The sequence below is a fragment of the Sphingomonas alpina genome (assembly GCF_014490665.1).
Lineage (GTDB): Bacteria > Pseudomonadota > Alphaproteobacteria > Sphingomonadales > Sphingomonadaceae > Sphingomonas > Sphingomonas alpina.
On sequence record NZ_CP061038.1, the window covers coordinates 4,478,605 to 4,492,851 of the forward strand.

Below are 14,247 nucleotides of genomic sequence, written 5' to 3' on the forward strand. Positions count from 1 at the left end.
CTTTCCGCCGCCGGGGCAATATCGCTTCCTGTTCCCGCCCGAACAGGGAGGTCGTCCAGTCTTCATCATGAGAAAGAGCGCCGCGAAACCATCGCTGGCCCCGCATCGCGCCTTATTGCCCGGATCGGGCGTGGTTCTGAATCGATGCCGGGAGTCAGCGCCCGGTCAATCGTTGCCGGATCGCTCGATTTCGCCGGCACAGGTAAAGGCATCGTCGGCGACTGCCTTCAAATCGGCCGCGGTGCGAATGACCACCTGATTACGATCGATCGCCGCCGAGATCTCATCGGCATCGGCCCGGGCAAACCGGGCCTGCTGCTTCAGCACCGTTTTCCAGCGGGTGGCGAATTGAGCGGTGACGTCATCCAGGCCGAGTGCTTCCGCCTGACGTCGCAGTGTGGGCGTGCCCAGGCTGGAAACGGCTTTTGTCACGGCCGCGCAATGCGCTGCGCGATCGATTCGCTCGAGTCCAAGCTTGTGACGCGCTTCCTCGGCTTGATCGGCGGATTGAGGGGCGCGGTCGCACGCGGCGGTCAGCATGAGAAGCAGCGTGGCGGCGCAGCAATCGATTTTCATAGCGATACCGTCTCGACCACCAGGATATGCGCCGCATCGAGCGCGCGCAGAGTCAGCGCCCGCTCATGGCGCATGGCGCAGCCATCGCCGGGCCCAAGCGTGAGGTCGCCGACGCGCAACCGGCCGGCGAGCACCACGGCATAGGCCATCGCGCCCGGGTCGAACCGGAACGACACCTCCGACCGTCGCCGGATCCGCGCCGCATGGACGCGGGTGGAGCCGTGGAGTCGCAGCGCGCCGCGGTCTTCCGGCCAGGGGCTGGCGATGACCACCGCCTCGTCGACCTGCGACCGTGTCGGGAACAGGGCAGTCCGATGCATCGGTCGGTCCGGCAGCGCATCGGCGCGAATGCGCAGTTCGAAATAATCGGCCGCCCGGATTCCGGGATTGAAATAGCCATGTTCCATGCCGCGCCCCGGCGAAACGAGCATCACCTCGCCGGTCACCGCACGGCATTTCGGTCCGAAAATGCCACTATGCGCGATCACCCCGTTGCGCACGATGGCAAGACTGTCGACCCCGTCGATCGGCTGAGCGCGGATCTCGCCGCGCGGCGGCAGCAGATTGTGATTGAGCGTCACCAGGTCGCCCCAGTCGATCCGGCGCAGATCCTGGAAAGCGCTGAAGGCGAGATGATGCACCGCATCGATCCGCTCGTTGCGGGTGCGGCCATGTGAGTCGAGCGGGCGCAGTTCAATCATGATCGGTGGCTCGGGTCCGTCATTGCGGCGCGACCAGCCGGTACCCGACACCGGGTTCGGTCAGGATCAGGCGCGGCGCGCCGGGATCCTCCTCGATCTTCTGACGCAGCAGGCCGACATAGACGCGCAGATACTGGCTGTCCGCCGCCTCCGATCCCCAGCCGGCGATCAGCAGCCTTTTGTGGGTGACGACCTGGCCGGCGCTGCCGACCAATGTCTCGAGCAGCGCGAATTCCTTGGGCGACAATCGCACCGGATCGCCGGCCAGCGCGACATGGCGGGTGGCGAGATCGACCGTGAGCTCGCCATGGCGATAGGCGCTGCGTGCTTCGCCGCCTGCACCATGCCGCCGCAGTGCGGCACGGATGCGGGCCATCAGCTCGCCAATCTCGAACGGCTTGTTCACATAATCGTCGGCACCGCCATCCAGTGCTGCGATCTTCTCGCCCTCCTGGTGCCGCGCGGAAATGACGATGATCGGCACATCGCTGGTCGCGCGCATGGTGGTGATGACCTGCTGGCCGTCCATGTCGGGAAGACCGAGATCGAGGATGACGATATCGGGCTGCTGCGCGGCCATGGCGGCAATGCCCGACCGCGCATCCATCGCGATGGTGACGGTATAGCCGGCCGCGCCCAGCACGGGCCGGAGCACCGCGACCAGCGAGGGTTCATCGTCGATCAGCAGGATATGGCTCATGGCCCGGTCGCCTTGCACAGCGGTAGCTGGATGACGATGCAGCTGCCCTTGTCGCCGATGCCGGGCCGCAGTGCTTCGATCGTGCCGTCAAGCGCTTCGACGAAGCCGCGCGCGATGGCGAGGCCAAGGCCGCTGCCGCGCGGCGCCACTTCCGAACGCGGGACGCGGTAGAACCGCTCGAACACGCGCTCCAGCTCAGTCGTCGGAATGCCCTCGCCCTCATCGGCGATCTCGACACGGCAGCGGCCACCGACCTTCTCGGTCCGGATCGCGATCCGCCCCTCGGTCGGGCTGTACAGGATGGCATTGTCGATGACGTTGATCAGCACCAGTTCGAACAAGGCGGGATTGGCCGCGACGAGCAGGTCTTCGGAACAGTCGGTGCGCAGGATCAGCCGCCCCGGCGTGCGCGCGCGGACGCGCTGCAGCGCCGCGCCGATCATCTCCGCCACGCTCAGCACTTGCAATGTGGCGGCGACACCGCCCGCTTCGAGCCGGCTCATCTCGAGCAGGTTCGCAGTGTAGCGGTTGAGCCGTTCGCAATCCTCGACGATGCCGGCGAGCAGCCGCTTCGACGTTTCGGCATCAAGCTTGTCGCGATACTCGATCAGGCTCGAGGCGGACGCGCTGATCGCGGTCAGCGGGGTGCGAAAATCATGGCTGACGGACGACAGCAGGGCGGATTTCAGTTCCTCTGCGCGCAGTGCTGCATGGCGTTCGGTCATCTGTTCGGACAGCAGGGCGCGCTCGGCGGCGAGCGCGACGATATTGCCGCTGGCGTCGAGCAGCGCGTCATCGACCTTGCGGCGCGCCTTTTGCGCCGGGGCCTGTTCCAGCACGATCGCGCCGAATATGTCGTCCCCGTTCCGCAGCGGATGGATCAGACCGTTTTCCGTTTCAACGGTTTCCCCATCGGCGATCGCTGCTTCAGCGGTAACGAGCGTCGCGGCGGCCAGGCCGTCGCTGCCGACTGGCGCCAGCTGGCCCTGGTCGCGGCGCAGCAGCACGGCATTGCCGCCCATCGTCCGGGCGGCGAAGCCGGACAGGGTCGCGGCGATGTCCTGCTGGCGCAGTGCGGACTGCAGGCTGCGGCTCAGGTCGAGCAGGCTGCGCAACCGCTCATTGCTGTCGCGTGCCGCCTCGGCATGGTCGCGCAGCCGCCCCGCCAGGATGCCGGTGACCACGGCGCACAGGTTGAAGATCACCAGCGGGGCGACGTCGCGGCCGGTGGCGAGACGAAAGGTCAGTTCGGGTTCGGTCAGGTAGAAATTATAGGTCAGGAAGGCGACGACCGCGGCGGCGAGCGCGCAGATCAGGCCGCCAAAGGCCCCGGCAATGGTGATGCCGAGCACGAAGATCAGCGCGGCGGCGACCTCGCCATAATAATGGCCGACCAGCGCAGCGCCCGCGGCGGTGACCGCGATGATTGCCACGGTCGAGAGAAATTCGCGGCGATCGGGCAGCGCGGAGATCGTGCCGATCAGATTGGGATAGGGCGCGCGTCGCGCAGGGGTCGCGGTTCTCATCATTCACTCTCTGGTCCACGGCGGCGGGTCGGGGCTGTATAGACCCACCGCCGTGGTGAGGTGCCATCGGAACCGGCCCGAGCCTGAGGGGGCGCCCGGCCGGCCCGATGGGCCGTGGTGATGATTGTCGTCGCCGGGCGGCGGGGTCCATGCATAAAAATATTATAGTAACGCACCGTCTGGTTCGCGACCTACCCTGGCGCCGGACCGGCCGGCAGGCTGGCGACATGATAGGAGGCGATCGCGCCGTCCAATATGTCGGACCAGCGATAGCCGCAGGCAGCGCGGTGTGCCGCCCGACCCAGCGCGGCGCGCTCGCCGCGGCGGAGCATCAGCTCCATCGCCGCATCGGCCAGGTCGGCTGGATTCGGGGCGACGAGCCGGCCGGTCATGCGGTCGTCGATCAGCGCGCGCGCACTGCCGACATTGGCGCTGACAATGGCGAGGCCCGCGGCCATCGCCTCGAGATTGACGTTGCCGAACGCCTCGGTGACGCTGGGGTTGATCAGGATATCGGCACTGGCGACCGCGCGGCCGAGCTGCTGTCCCTCGAGGTGGCCGGCAAAGACGGCATCGCCGAGCCGGTCGCGGAAATGCTGCTCCGCCGGGCCCATCCCGACCACCAGCGCGCGTGCCCGGTGTCCGCGCCGGCGCAGCTCGCCGACCGTATCGGCGAAGACGTCCAGACCCTTTTCCAGGACCAGCCGGCCGAAGAAGAGCAGGACCATATCCTCGTCGGCGAAACCCTGCGCCCGGCGCCAAGCCGGATCGCGCAGGGCGGGCGTGAATGTCTCGGTGTCGACGCCGCGCCCCCATAGCCGGATCGCGCCGGGCTCGACCCCCATCTCTTCAAGGCCGGCGGCTTCGAACCGGTTCGGAGCCAGCACCATGTCGCAGCCGCGATAGAAATGCGACAGCAACGCCGTCGCCGGGCGGCGCAGCAGCCCCAGGCCATAATAGGCGAAATAGGTGTCGAAGCGGGTATGCAGGCTCGCCACCACCGGAACGCCCATCGACCGGGCGAATCGGCGCGCCTTCATGTTGAGCAGGTCCGGCGCCGAGAGATGCACGATATTGGGGGCGAAGCGCCGGATATCGTCGCGGATGCGTGCCGGCAGGCCCGTCGCCAGCCGATACTCGGGACGCCCCGGGATCGCGATCGACGGGACCGGGACAAGGTCGCCGGCCGGGGCGAATGCCGGTACCGGCGCCGCCGGCGAATAGATTCGGACAGCCGCGCCGCGGTCGAGCAGGTGCGCCACGAGTCGGTTGAGCGCCTTGTTGGCGCCGTCGCGGACGCAGTTATAGTTTCCGGAGAACAAGGCGACGCGCAAGCCATCCGCGCGCACGCCGGGACCTGGCCCGGCGATCTCCGCGCCGCGCGGTAAGGCCGCGCCGTGATCGAACAGTTTCGAACTGGCCGGCCGGTGCCTGGCATAGGCGCTGAGGTCGATTCCACCCCTGGCGGTTGCGGAGGCTCGCATGTCAGCCTCTCTTTGCCGGGAACATTGCGGACAGGTTGCGCCGGTGGCGTCCAACAGGGTCGATCATACGCTTTACTCGCCTTGAAACTGGCGAGTGGACCTAAACCCGGGCGTGGACGCGGCGTTATTATGGAATTTTTATGCCGCTGCCGACGCGGATCAGCCGAGGAAATTGCTCAATATGTCGGGATGGAACGCCCATCCGGCAAAACCGCACACGCCCATGAAGATGCCGAACGCGCCGAACGCCCATGACGCGGCGACCAGGCCGAAACTCTCGGTCAGCGCGGCGACCGCGGCGAGCGAGATCGCGGTCGAGATCAGCGCTTCGCTCGCGTCGAATTGATCGTCATGGACGTTGAGCGCGTCATATTGATCGGCGAACCCCTGTGCCTCCCGCGCGAGCTTCGGCGCCTCGGCGTGATATTTGGCGATCTTCGCATCGGTCTCGGCAAGCGTGGCGGCCGCAACTTTCGCCGAGGGAAGAGCGGGCGAAAATGTGGCGGCCAGGATCGCGATCTCGCTGCGCGCGGTCTCGGCGATATGCGTCTTGGTCTTGGTCGCCTGATATTCGCCCCAGCGATCGACCGAATCCGCCTTGGCCTGCTGCATCGCCTGCACGATGTTGCCATCCTTGATGTTGCCCAGTCCCATGAACACCGACAGGATCACGACGGTGATCGCGACCCAGCGGTTCAGGCGCTTGTCCTTGGCTTCGGCGGTGACTTCGACTTCCATGGGATTTCTCCATCCTCGCGCCGGATGTCGGTCCGCTGAGCGCCATTCGCCAATGAATTTTTCGTCATGAAAGCGTGCGGCGACATCCATCCCGCATCAAACGGTGACGCCGCCCGACACGGTCAGCACCTGGCCGGACACGAACCCGGCCGCCTCGCTGACGAAATAGGATACGGCATGCGCGATATCGGCGGGGCTTCCGGCCCGGCGCACCGGGATCCGTGAGACCGCGTCGGTCAGGTGATCCTCCAGCGTCAGGCCGCGCCGCGCGGCGGTGGCGTCGGTCATTGCCGTCACGATCAGCCCCGGTGCGACGACGTTGGCGGTGATGCCGAATGGCCCCAGTTCGACCGCGAGCGATTTGATGAAGCCGTGCGTGCCCGCCTTGGCCGCGCAATAATTGGCGCGACCCGCATGGCCCTGCGCGGAAATGCTCGAGATGTTGACCACCCGGCCCCATCCGGCAGCGATCATGTGCGGCAGCATCGCTTTGGTCATCAGGAAGGAGCCGCGCAAATGGACGTTCTGCATGGCGTCCCAATCGTCGATCGACATATCGGCGAACGGCACGTCGCGTGCGAACCCCGCATTGTTGACCAGTATGGTCGGCGCACCCAGCTCCGACGTGATGCGAGTGACGGCATCCGCCACGGCATCGGGATTCGCGACATCCGCGGCGACGGCAGCTGCCCTGGCGTCCGGGCCCAGCCCCGCCGCCGCTGCCCGGCATCCTTCTGGATCGATGTCGATCAGCCCGACCGCATATCCGTCCGCGCTCAGGCGTCGTGCGACCCCGAGCCCGATGCCATGAGCTGCACCGGTGACGATCGCGGTTCGATAACGCATGGTTCGGATCTTCCTGGGCATGACGGCTAGGGAACCCGGCCGACGATGTCCAAATCGATCGAGCCTGTAAACGGCCCAAGTCGGGCGTTTACCCGGCGGGGTTTCGCGCTAATCTGGGACCATGACCAAAGCATCTATTCGCGCCGGCATCGGCGGCTGGACCTATGAGCCATGGCGCGGCACATTCTTTCCCGACAAGTGGCCGCAGAAGCGCGAGCTGGAATATGCCGCGAGCAAGATGACCGCGATCGAGGTCAACGGCACTTATTATAGCGGGTTCAAGCCGGCGACGTTCGAGGGCTGGGCCAAGGCCGCGCCCGACGGTTTCGTCTTCACGCTGAAGGCGTCGCGTTTCTGCACCAACCGCAAGATCCTGGCCGAGGCGGGCGAGTCGATCGCGCGCTTCACCGGCCAGGGCATTGTCGAGCTTGGCGACAAGCTCGGCCCGATCCTGTGGCAGTTCATGGCGACCAAGAAATTCGACGCCGACGATTTCGGCGCGTTCCTGAAATTGCTGCCGGCCAGCCAGGATGGGGTGACGCTGCGCCATGCGGTGCAGGTGCGGCACGAAAGCTTCGCGGTGCCCGAATTCATCGAGCTGTGCCGCGCCGCCGGGGTGGCGATCGTCTATGCCGATTCCGCCGACTATCCGGCGATCGCCGATGTCAGCGGGGATTTCGTCTATGCCCGGCTCGAAAATGCGCAGGAAGAGGTCGCGACCGGCTATACCGATGCGGAGCTCGACCGCTGGGCCGATGCCGCGCGGACCTGGGCGGCGGGCGGCCAACCCGATGGCCTGCCCTATACCGGATCGGCACCGCCAAAAGCGATGCCGCGCGACAGCTTCATCTTCTTCATCAACGGCGCCAAGGTCCGCGCCCCGGCCGGCGCGATGGCGCTGATCGATCGGATCAGGGAGTAGCGGCCGGCCGCCGGCACAACCCTATTCGAAGATCGTCACTTCGTCGGGTCGGATCGAGGCCAGCTTCTCGACCATCGGTGCAGTGCCGTGCACGTCGCGCCGGGTCGCGACGAACCGTTCGCTTTCCAGTCTCTCCGAATAGCTCCGCACGAACAGGCCGACATGCCGGAGCGCGAGCTGCGCCTTCAGATCGGTGACGATCGCCGCCCATTGATCGAGGCTGTCCGGACCGCGTTTCGCCGGCCGTTCGGTTGCCTTGCGGCGCTCCTCGATCACTCGCGCGATCTTGGTTTCCGACCATTTCTTGCGCCGCAGCCGTGCCGCTTCTCTCCGCAGTGCCGCTTCTCTCCGCAGTGCCGCTTCCCGCTCTTCCGCCGTCCTGGGCACCCGCGCGAGTACCGTGCCGCAATCGCACGTGCCGTTCGCGGTCAGGAACTGATACTCGCCCTCCTCCAGCAGTCTGGCGATCGATGGATTGTCGATCGGCGTCGCGACGCGGTTATGATTGCGCATCACGGCATCGACTGCATCGCGATCCTGTGTGGGGACAACCAGGGTGACATAGTGGCACATTCACACCAGCCTAACGGGCCGGGCGCCCCTTCGCAAAGTCCGGGCAGGGATTACCGCGCCGAGCTGCCCGGTACGGTCGGCGGCACCGGCACGAGTTCATAGACGTCGAGCAATGCGCCCTTGCCGGCCTGAGTCAGAGCCAGCCGCCAGCGGAACGGCGCAACCCTTTCGATCACGCCGGCGACGTCGCGCGCCGGATCATGGCCATAGGACGGGGCGATCTTTTCGCTGCCGTTGCGGAACGTGCCGAGAAAGACCTGGCGCTTGCTGGTGTCGGCATAGAGCCAGCCGCCGGGCAGGATGGTGCCCGTCTGCTTGGTGAAGGACAGGCTCTTGGTGTCCCCCTCCACATAGCAGATATCGGGGGCGAAGCTTGTGAAGGCGGCGCGTCCGCCGAACCGGATCAGGCGGCAGCGATACGGCCCCGGTGGCAGCGCGGGCAGGTCGAGCGCCGCGTCGGGCTGAACCAGCGGCCCCTCGGCCGCCAGCTTGCCGGCCAGACGTTTCGGCACGGCGGCGCGGGCCTTGGCCCAACGTTCCGGCAGCGCGTTGATCCGCTCCAGATCCGCCGCGGTGGCGACCGATTCCCAACCTGAAGTCTGGGCCGATGCATCGACGACGACGCTCGTATGCCCCCGCGTCGTCGCGCAACCGGCGGTCAGCGATCCGAAAAGGGCAAGCGTCAACAGAGCACGATTCATGTCGGCTGGTCCTTCAGCGGTAAAGTACAAACTCCGCCACAGCGAAGGGGTGCCAGCGGGTTAACAACCGGTATGCCGAGATGGTTAACAAAAGGTAAACGATGTTAGTCGCGCGCGACCAGCCGATGCGAAAACGGCTCGCCGAGCGACGAGCCGAAGGATGTGGATCGGGTAATGAGCCGGTCGGCCCGAAATGGGGGCGGTGGCGTCAGCCTGCCGGGGCGGCCGGATCATTGTCCGGCAGGTCGGCGGCGCCCGACTGGCCGAGGATCGCGGCAGCCTCGATCGTGTCGAGCGCGCGGCGCGCGCCGATATAGCGCCGCGCGGCGGCGGTCCAGCGCGTCGCCTGGGCCGCGCCCGGCATCCGCGCCACTTCGGCCAGCGCCGCCTCGACCTTATTCTGTTCAAGCATCTGCTTGGCGCGGGCGAGCCGGTCGACCGGCAGCGGCGAAGGCGTGGTCGCGCGGTGCAACACCACCAGATTGCCGAGTTCGCGGCGGAAACTGGTCCACCATCCGGTGCTTCGCGCGCCGGTCACCAGTTCGGGCGTGATGCCGTCGAGCCCGGCGCGCAGTTCGGCGATCGTCACCGGCTCGCGCGCGGCCTGCAGGATCGCCGCCACCGCGCGCGGCTGGGTGGTACCGAAACGCGCGCGCAGATGTTGTTCGACATAGCCGAGCGACAGGCCGCGATCGAGCGCGCGGCGCGCGGCGAAGGCGATCATCATGCCTTCCGCGCGGGTCGCATAGCCCGATGCCGCCTGCGCGTCGCTGCTGACCCGTGCCGTCCGCGCCTCCAGATCGGTGAGCCGGGCGGCAAGGTCGGTTTCGCGCGACGACAGCGCGTTAAGGTCGATCACCGGCGCGGTCGCGATCGGTGCGCCGGCCGCCGGGACCACGACCACGGGCAATTGCCCCTTGGGTACCGCAGCGACGTTCTGCGCGGGAAACCAGCGGCTTTGATAATGCAGCACCGCGGCCGTCACGGTCAGCCCGCCGAGGAACGCCAGCACGGCGATGATCGCAAGACTGCGCCGTGAGGATCGGGGCGAGAACCCGGCGGCGGCCGTCACGGGTGCCGGGGCAATGGGATTGATCGGCATGTCGGTCATGTCCGCCTTATCCCTGCGCGGGCTCTCCCGGTCAATCGGCGAGCATCCGGGCGGTGGCGAGCAAAGCGTCGTCATCGGGCCTGGCGGCGACGGCGTGTCCGGCCCAGCCCGGGCCCGCAGCCTCGTTGACGGCCTCGCTCAGCGCTGCGATGCGGATGCTCATCCGGTTGCCGGCCAATGCCGCCAGCCGGCGGGCGGCGCGCGCGGAATGGAGCAGCGCGACCGATCCGTCGATCAGCCTCAAAGTGTCGGGCGCGATCGCCACGGCATCGCTTGCATAGATGGCGATCGTGCTGCGGATCGCCGGGCTCTGCACTGCGACACGGTCCCGGCCGCCCAGGTGCAGCGCGTTTGCGACGCCTTGCGCCTCGGCCAGGGTCAGCAGCGCCGCCAGATCGGCGGTCCCGGTCGTCATGACGTCAAACCCGGCGTCCCGCGCCGACTCGGCCGTGCGTTCGCCCACCGCGAACACCGGAAGCGCGCGCAGGGCGGCCAGTCCCGCCCCTCCATGCCGCAATGCATTGGCGCTGGTCAGGATCAGGGCGTCATAAGCCGACGCATCGGGCACTGCCCAGGCGACTGGCGTCACCACGAACAGCGGCAAACGAAGGACCCGCAGTCCCAGCGCCTCGGCGCGCGCGGCGGTGGCCGCATTGCCCGGTTCGGGCCGCAGCACCGCCACCGGGCGGGTCATGCCGCGAACAGCGCCCGTACCGCCGCCGGCGCCCGGTCGAGCAGGTCGCGCGCGAGCCGCTCGGCCAGCGCGGTATCGGCGACCGGCCCGCTCGCTTCGCCCGTCACATGCTCGCTGCCGTCTTCGGACAGGAGCTCGGCGCGCAATGTCACCTGGTCGCCCGCGATCTGCGCGAGCGCCGCGACCGGCGAATGGCAATCGGCATGCAGTGCGGCGAGCAGTGCGCGTTCGACCAGCACGCAGCAATGCGTCTCCTCATGGTCGATCGCGCCGATCCGCTCGATCGCGCGGGTGTCGCCGGCGCGGGTCTCGATCCCGACCGCGCCCTGCGCCGGGGCTGGCAACATGACGTCAGTCGGGATCGCAGAGCCGATATCGTCGCGCCCCAGCCGGTCGAGCCCGGCGGCGGCGAGCAAAGTCGCATCGACATCGCCCGCCGCCAGCTTGGCCAGGCGCGTATCGACATTGCCGCGGAACAGCACGGTCTTCACATCCGGGCGCACACGCAGGATCTGCGCGCTGCGCCGCGGCGAACTGGTGCCGATGGTGCCGCCATGCGGGATATCGGCAAGGCTTGCCGCACCGATGAGCCGGTCGCGCACATCGGCGCGCGGCAGCATCGCGACGATCGCCAGCGTATCGGGGCGAATCGTCTCGACATCCTTCATCGAATGGACCGCTCCGTCGATTTCACCGGCGAGCAGCGCGCGGTCGAGCTCCTTGGTCCACAGCGCCTTGCCGCCGATCTCGGCCAGTGCGCGGTCCTGCACCCGGTCGCCGGTGGTGATCACGGTGACGATCTCGACATCATCGGCCTGCCAGCCATGCGCGGCGCACAGCGCATCGCGCACCATGCGCGCCTGGGTCAAAGCAAGCGGCGACCCACGGGTGCCGAGACGGAATAACGGAGTGCGGGAAGGAGAGGGCATGGGGTTGTGCTAGCGACCGATGGGGTTAGAGGAAAGCCGTGGCGCTGATCCTCGGCCTTGAATCCAGTTGTGACGAAACCGCCGCCGCGCTCGTGACGAGCGATCGGCGCATTCTCGCGCATCGCCTCGCCGGGCAGGAAGCGGCGCATCGTCCCTATGGCGGCGTCGTGCCGGAAATCGCTGCGCGCGCGCATGTCGAGGCGCTGATGCCGCTGATCGAGGGCGCGCTCGGCGATGCCGGCGTCTCCCTGGCCGAGGTCGATGCCATTGCCGCGACCGCCGGGCCGGGGCTGATCGGTGGCGTCATGGTTGGCCTGGTGACCGGCAAGGCGCTGGCCCATGCCGCCGGCAAGCCGCTGGTCGCGGTCAATCATCTCGAGGGGCATGCGCTCAGCCCGCGGCTGACCGATCCCGACCTCGATTTTCCCTATTTGCTGCTGCTCGTCTCGGGCGGGCATTGCCAGCTGCTGCTGGTCGAGGGTGTCGGCGCCTATCGCCGGCTTGCCACCACGATCGACGATGCGGCGGGCGAGGCGTTCGACAAGACCGCCAAACTGCTTGGCCTCGGCTTTCCCGGCGGCCCGGCGGTCGAGCGCGCGGCGTTGGCGGGCAACCCCAACGCCGTACCGCTGCCGCGACCGCTAAAGGGCTCGGCCGAGCCGCATTTCTCCTTTGCCGGGCTGAAGAGCGCAGTGTCGCGCGCGCGCGATGCCGGAACCTGGCGCGCGGAGGATATCGCCGCCTCGTTCCAGGCCGCAGTGGTCGATTGCCTGCTCGATCGCACCATTCGGGCGCTCGACCGGGCGCAGGGTGCCACGGCGCTGGTCGTCGCGGGTGGCGTCGCGGCCAATCAGGCGGTGCGCTTGGCGCTTGAGGGCTTGGCGACCGCCAACGGTCTGCGCTTCGTGGCGCCGCCGCTTTGGTTGTGCACCGATAATGCCGCGATGATCGCCTGGGCCGGTGCGGAACGTTTTGCCGCCGGGTTCACCGATCCGCTCGATATCGCCGCACGGCCACGCTGGCCGCTCGACCCGGATGCGGAGGCAGTGCGTGGCGCGGGGGTGAAGGCATGAAGATTGGCGTGATCGGCGGCGGCGCCTGGGGCACTGCGCTGGCGCAGGTTGCCGCGCGCGGTGGTGAGCCTGTCCTGCTCTGGGCGCGCGAGGCTGACGTCGTGACGTCGATCAACACGCGACGCGAGAATTCGGTGTTCCTGTCCGGCGTGACCCTGCCGGACACGATCCGCGCGACCGGGGTGCTTGGCGACCTCTCGGGCTGCGACGCGCTGCTGGTGGTCGCGCCGGCGCAGCATGTCCGCTCTGTGCTGGGCGAGATCGACAGCGGGGCGACGCCGCTGGTGCTGTGCGCCAAGGGGATCGAGGCCGGCACGCAATTGCTGGTCGGGCAGGTCGCCGGTCAGGTCCATCCCCAGGCGCCGATCGCGGTGCTGTCCGGGCCGACCTTCGCGCATGAGGTCGCCGCCGGCCAGCCGACTGCGGTGACGCTCGCCTGCGAGGACGATGCGCTGGGTACGGCGCTGGCCGAACGGCTCGCCGGGCCGGCGTTCCGCACTTACGCCTCGAATGACGTCATCGGCGCGGAGATTGGCGGCGCGGTCAAGAATGTCCTCGCCATCGCCTGCGGCGTGGTCGAGGGCGCGGGGCTCGGTCAGAATGCCCGTGCCGCACTGATCGCGCGCGGTTTTGCCGAAATGACCCGCTTCGGTCTGGCGCGCGGTGCGCGCGCCGAGACCTTGGCCGGCCTGTCCGGGCTCGGCGACCTGGTGCTGACCTGCTCCTCGACCAGCTCGCGCAATTTCTCGCTTGGCGTCGGGCTGGGGCAGGGGCGCAGCGCGAGCGAGATGCTCGCCGATCGCCGTACCGTGGCGGAGGGCGCGTTCACCGCACCGGTGCTGTGTCAGGCGGCCAGCGCAGTCGGCGTGGCGATGCCGGTGGTCGATGCGGTCTGTGCCTTGCTTGCGGGCGCCGATGTCCGCGAGGTGGTCGGGGCGCTGCTCGCCCGGCCATTGACGCGCGAAGCCTGATGCGCCGGGCGGCGTTGCTGCGCGGGGTCAATCTCGGCGGCCGCACGCTGCTGATGACCGATCTCAAGGCGATCGCGGAGGGACTGGGCTTTGTACGGGTCGAGACGCTGCTCGCCTCGGGCAATGTCATCTTCGACGCGAAGCAGTCCGGGCCCGAGATCGAGGCGCTGCTTGAGGCGGCGCTGGAGCGGCATGGCCTGAAAACTGACGTCATGGTGCGCGACCTGGCCGAGATTCGCGCGGTCATTGCCGCCAATCCCTTTGCGGACGCCGCGCTCGACCATCCCAGCCATGTGCTGGTCACCTTTCATCGCGATCCCTTTCCGTCCGACCGGATCGCCCGGCTTGCCGAGGTCCATGACGGCCCCGAACGGCTCCATGCGGTTGGGCGCGAACTCTATACCGACTTTCTCGGCAAGCAGCAGATGCGCGACTCGAAACTGCTCCAGGGCATGAGCAAGGCGAAATTCCCCAAGGTCGCGACCGCGCGTAACTGGAACACGGTGACCAAGTTCGCCACGCTGCTTGAGCCATAGCAGACGCCGATTCACTGCTGCCGGCGGATCGGGCAGGGTGAGGGTCGGATGTGACGTCAGTTTCTGGTTGTTGCTCCCGGCTCTTTCTCCCCGCTCTTTCTCATGGTCGCGCGGTATCGGGGCAATTCTCACCCCTGTTCCGGTAAAATCGACCCCTGTTATTCCG

At 67.8% G+C, this 14,247-nt stretch carries 16 protein-coding genes; 4 read left to right on the forward strand and 12 right to left on the reverse strand.

Going from position 1 to position 14,247, the window contains the following annotated elements; genetic code table 11:
* Nucleotides 1–165: 165 nt before the first annotated feature.
* The 7 genes from H3Z74_RS20860 to H3Z74_RS20890 all read right to left on the reverse strand — a co-directional run bounded on the left by H3Z74_RS20860 (nucleotide 166) and on the right by H3Z74_RS20890 (nucleotide 6,571).
* Nucleotides 166–576 carry a hypothetical protein gene (locus tag H3Z74_RS20860; protein ID WP_187761425.1) on the reverse strand — a complete coding sequence of 137 codons (411 nt, stop codon included), beginning with the start codon at nucleotides 574–576 and terminating at the stop codon, nucleotides 166–168.
* On the reverse strand, nucleotides 573–1,277 hold the full coding sequence (locus H3Z74_RS20865; RefSeq protein ID WP_187761426.1) for a pirin family protein: 705 nt from the start codon (nucleotides 1,275–1,277) through the stop codon (nucleotides 573–575). The genes H3Z74_RS20860 and H3Z74_RS20865 overlap by 4 nt, the downstream gene beginning before the upstream one ends.
* Before the next feature lie 19 nt (nucleotides 1,278–1,296).
* The gene (locus H3Z74_RS20870; protein ID WP_187761427.1) at nucleotides 1,297–1,977 is read right to left on the reverse strand and encodes a response regulator; all 681 of its coding nucleotides are present in this window, start codon (nucleotides 1,975–1,977) and stop codon (nucleotides 1,297–1,299) included.
* The gene (locus H3Z74_RS20875; RefSeq protein ID WP_187761428.1) at nucleotides 1,974–3,503 is read right to left on the reverse strand and encodes a sensor histidine kinase; all 1,530 of its coding nucleotides are present in this window, start codon (nucleotides 3,501–3,503) and stop codon (nucleotides 1,974–1,976) included. Before H3Z74_RS20875 ends, H3Z74_RS20870 begins: the two co-directional genes overlap by 4 nt.
* 191 nt (nucleotides 3,504–3,694) lie before the next feature.
* On the reverse strand, nucleotides 3,695–4,987 hold the full coding sequence (locus H3Z74_RS20880) for a glycosyltransferase family 4 protein (protein ID WP_187761429.1): 1,293 nt from the start codon (nucleotides 4,985–4,987) through the stop codon (nucleotides 3,695–3,697).
* Between the two features lie 159 nt (nucleotides 4,988–5,146).
* Nucleotides 5,147–5,725 (reverse strand): DUF4337 domain-containing protein, encoded by a 579-nt coding sequence (locus H3Z74_RS20885; protein ID WP_187761430.1) that lies wholly within the window; start codon nucleotides 5,723–5,725, stop codon nucleotides 5,147–5,149.
* A gap of 96 nt (nucleotides 5,726–5,821) precedes the next feature.
* Nucleotides 5,822–6,571 (reverse strand): SDR family oxidoreductase, encoded by a 750-nt coding sequence (locus tag H3Z74_RS20890; RefSeq protein WP_187761431.1) that lies wholly within the window; start codon nucleotides 6,569–6,571, stop codon nucleotides 5,822–5,824.
* A 121-nt stretch (nucleotides 6,572–6,692) separates the two neighbouring features.
* Between H3Z74_RS20890 and H3Z74_RS20895 the strand changes: the two genes are divergently transcribed.
* A complete protein-coding gene (locus H3Z74_RS20895) occupies nucleotides 6,693–7,493 on the forward strand; it encodes a DUF72 domain-containing protein (protein ID WP_187761432.1) in 801 nt (266 codons plus the stop codon).
* Between the two features lie 21 nt (nucleotides 7,494–7,514).
* Here H3Z74_RS20895 and H3Z74_RS20900 read toward each other — a convergent pair whose 3' ends face one another.
* From H3Z74_RS20900 to hemC, 5 genes are all read right to left on the reverse strand, one after another.
* Nucleotides 7,515–8,066 carry a hypothetical protein gene (locus H3Z74_RS20900; RefSeq protein WP_187761433.1) on the reverse strand — a complete coding sequence of 184 codons (552 nt, stop codon included), beginning with the start codon at nucleotides 8,064–8,066 and terminating at the stop codon, nucleotides 7,515–7,517.
* A gap of 50 nt (nucleotides 8,067–8,116) precedes the next feature.
* Nucleotides 8,117–8,767: a DUF4893 domain-containing protein gene (locus tag H3Z74_RS20905; RefSeq protein WP_187761434.1), complete on the reverse strand. Its 651-nt coding sequence runs from the start codon at nucleotides 8,765–8,767 to the stop codon at nucleotides 8,117–8,119.
* Nucleotides 8,768–8,975: 208 nt separating this feature from the next.
* Nucleotides 8,976–9,878, reverse strand: coding sequence for an MICOS complex subunit MIC60 (locus tag H3Z74_RS20910; protein ID WP_187761435.1), 903 nt, complete (start codon nucleotides 9,876–9,878; stop codon nucleotides 8,976–8,978).
* 31 nt (nucleotides 9,879–9,909) lie between these two features.
* Complete coding sequence (locus tag H3Z74_RS20915; protein WP_187761436.1) at nucleotides 9,910–10,572, reverse strand: uroporphyrinogen-III synthase; 663 nt, start codon at nucleotides 10,570–10,572, stop codon at nucleotides 9,910–9,912.
* Nucleotides 10,569–11,501, reverse strand: a complete 933-nt coding sequence (gene hemC / locus H3Z74_RS20920) for a hydroxymethylbilane synthase (protein WP_187761437.1) — start codon at nucleotides 11,499–11,501, stop codon at nucleotides 10,569–10,571. Before hemC ends, H3Z74_RS20915 begins: the two co-directional genes overlap by 4 nt.
* A 38-nt stretch (nucleotides 11,502–11,539) precedes the next feature.
* Between hemC and tsaD the strand changes: the two genes are divergently transcribed.
* Genes tsaD through H3Z74_RS20935 form a run of 3 tightly spaced genes read left to right on the forward strand, consistent with a single transcriptional unit; the run spans nucleotide 11,540 to nucleotide 14,081 of the window.
* Nucleotides 11,540–12,574: a tRNA (adenosine(37)-N6)-threonylcarbamoyltransferase complex transferase subunit TsaD gene (tsaD, locus tag H3Z74_RS20925; protein ID WP_187761438.1), complete on the forward strand. Its 1,035-nt coding sequence runs from the start codon at nucleotides 11,540–11,542 to the stop codon at nucleotides 12,572–12,574.
* On the forward strand, nucleotides 12,571–13,545 hold the full coding sequence (locus tag H3Z74_RS20930) for an NAD(P)H-dependent glycerol-3-phosphate dehydrogenase (RefSeq protein WP_187761439.1): 975 nt from the start codon (nucleotides 12,571–12,573) through the stop codon (nucleotides 13,543–13,545). The genes tsaD and H3Z74_RS20930 overlap by 4 nt, the downstream gene beginning before the upstream one ends.
* The gene (locus H3Z74_RS20935) at nucleotides 13,545–14,081 is read left to right on the forward strand and encodes a DUF1697 domain-containing protein (protein WP_187761440.1); all 537 of its coding nucleotides are present in this window, start codon (nucleotides 13,545–13,547) and stop codon (nucleotides 14,079–14,081) included. Before H3Z74_RS20930 ends, H3Z74_RS20935 begins: the two co-directional genes overlap by 1 nt.
* The last annotated feature ends 166 nt before the right edge of the window (nucleotides 14,082–14,247 follow it).

Bases quoted from the DNA above. Each gene is read 5' to 3' on its own strand.
- H3Z74_RS20860 (WP_187761425.1), bottom strand. From the start codon at position 576: ATGAAAATCGATTGCTGCGCCGCCACGCTGCTTCTCATGCTGACCGCC.
- H3Z74_RS20865 (WP_187761426.1), bottom strand. From the start codon at position 1,277: ATGATTGAACTGCGCCCGCTCGACTCACATGGCCGCACCCGCAACGAG.
- H3Z74_RS20870 (WP_187761427.1), bottom strand. From the start codon at position 1,977: ATGAGCCATATCCTGCTGATCGACGATGAACCCTCGCTGGTCGCGGTG.
- H3Z74_RS20875 (WP_187761428.1), bottom strand. From the start codon at position 3,503: ATGAGAACCGCGACCCCTGCGCGACGCGCGCCCTATCCCAATCTGATC.
- H3Z74_RS20880 (WP_187761429.1), bottom strand. From the start codon at position 4,987: ATGCGAGCCTCCGCAACCGCCAGGGGTGGAATCGACCTCAGCGCCTAT.
- H3Z74_RS20885 (WP_187761430.1), bottom strand. From the start codon at position 5,725: ATGGAAGTCGAAGTCACCGCCGAAGCCAAGGACAAGCGCCTGAACCGC.
- H3Z74_RS20890 (WP_187761431.1), bottom strand. From the start codon at position 6,571: ATGCGTTATCGAACCGCGATCGTCACCGGTGCAGCTCATGGCATCGGG.
- H3Z74_RS20895 (WP_187761432.1), top strand. From the start codon at position 6,693: ATGACCAAAGCATCTATTCGCGCCGGCATCGGCGGCTGGACCTATGAG.
- H3Z74_RS20900 (WP_187761433.1), bottom strand. From the start codon at position 8,066: ATGTGCCACTATGTCACCCTGGTTGTCCCCACACAGGATCGCGATGCA.
- H3Z74_RS20905 (WP_187761434.1), bottom strand. From the start codon at position 8,767: ATGAATCGTGCTCTGTTGACGCTTGCCCTTTTCGGATCGCTGACCGCC.
- H3Z74_RS20910 (WP_187761435.1), bottom strand. From the start codon at position 9,878: ATGACCGACATGCCGATCAATCCCATTGCCCCGGCACCCGTGACGGCC.
- H3Z74_RS20915 (WP_187761436.1), bottom strand. From the start codon at position 10,572: ATGACCCGCCCGGTGGCGGTGCTGCGGCCCGAACCGGGCAATGCGGCC.
- hemC (WP_187761437.1), bottom strand. From the start codon at position 11,501: ATGCCCTCTCCTTCCCGCACTCCGTTATTCCGTCTCGGCACCCGTGGG.
- H3Z74_RS20930 (WP_187761439.1), top strand. From the start codon at position 12,571: ATGAAGATTGGCGTGATCGGCGGCGGCGCCTGGGGCACTGCGCTGGCG.
- H3Z74_RS20935 (WP_187761440.1), top strand. From the start codon at position 13,545: ATGCGCCGGGCGGCGTTGCTGCGCGGGGTCAATCTCGGCGGCCGCACG.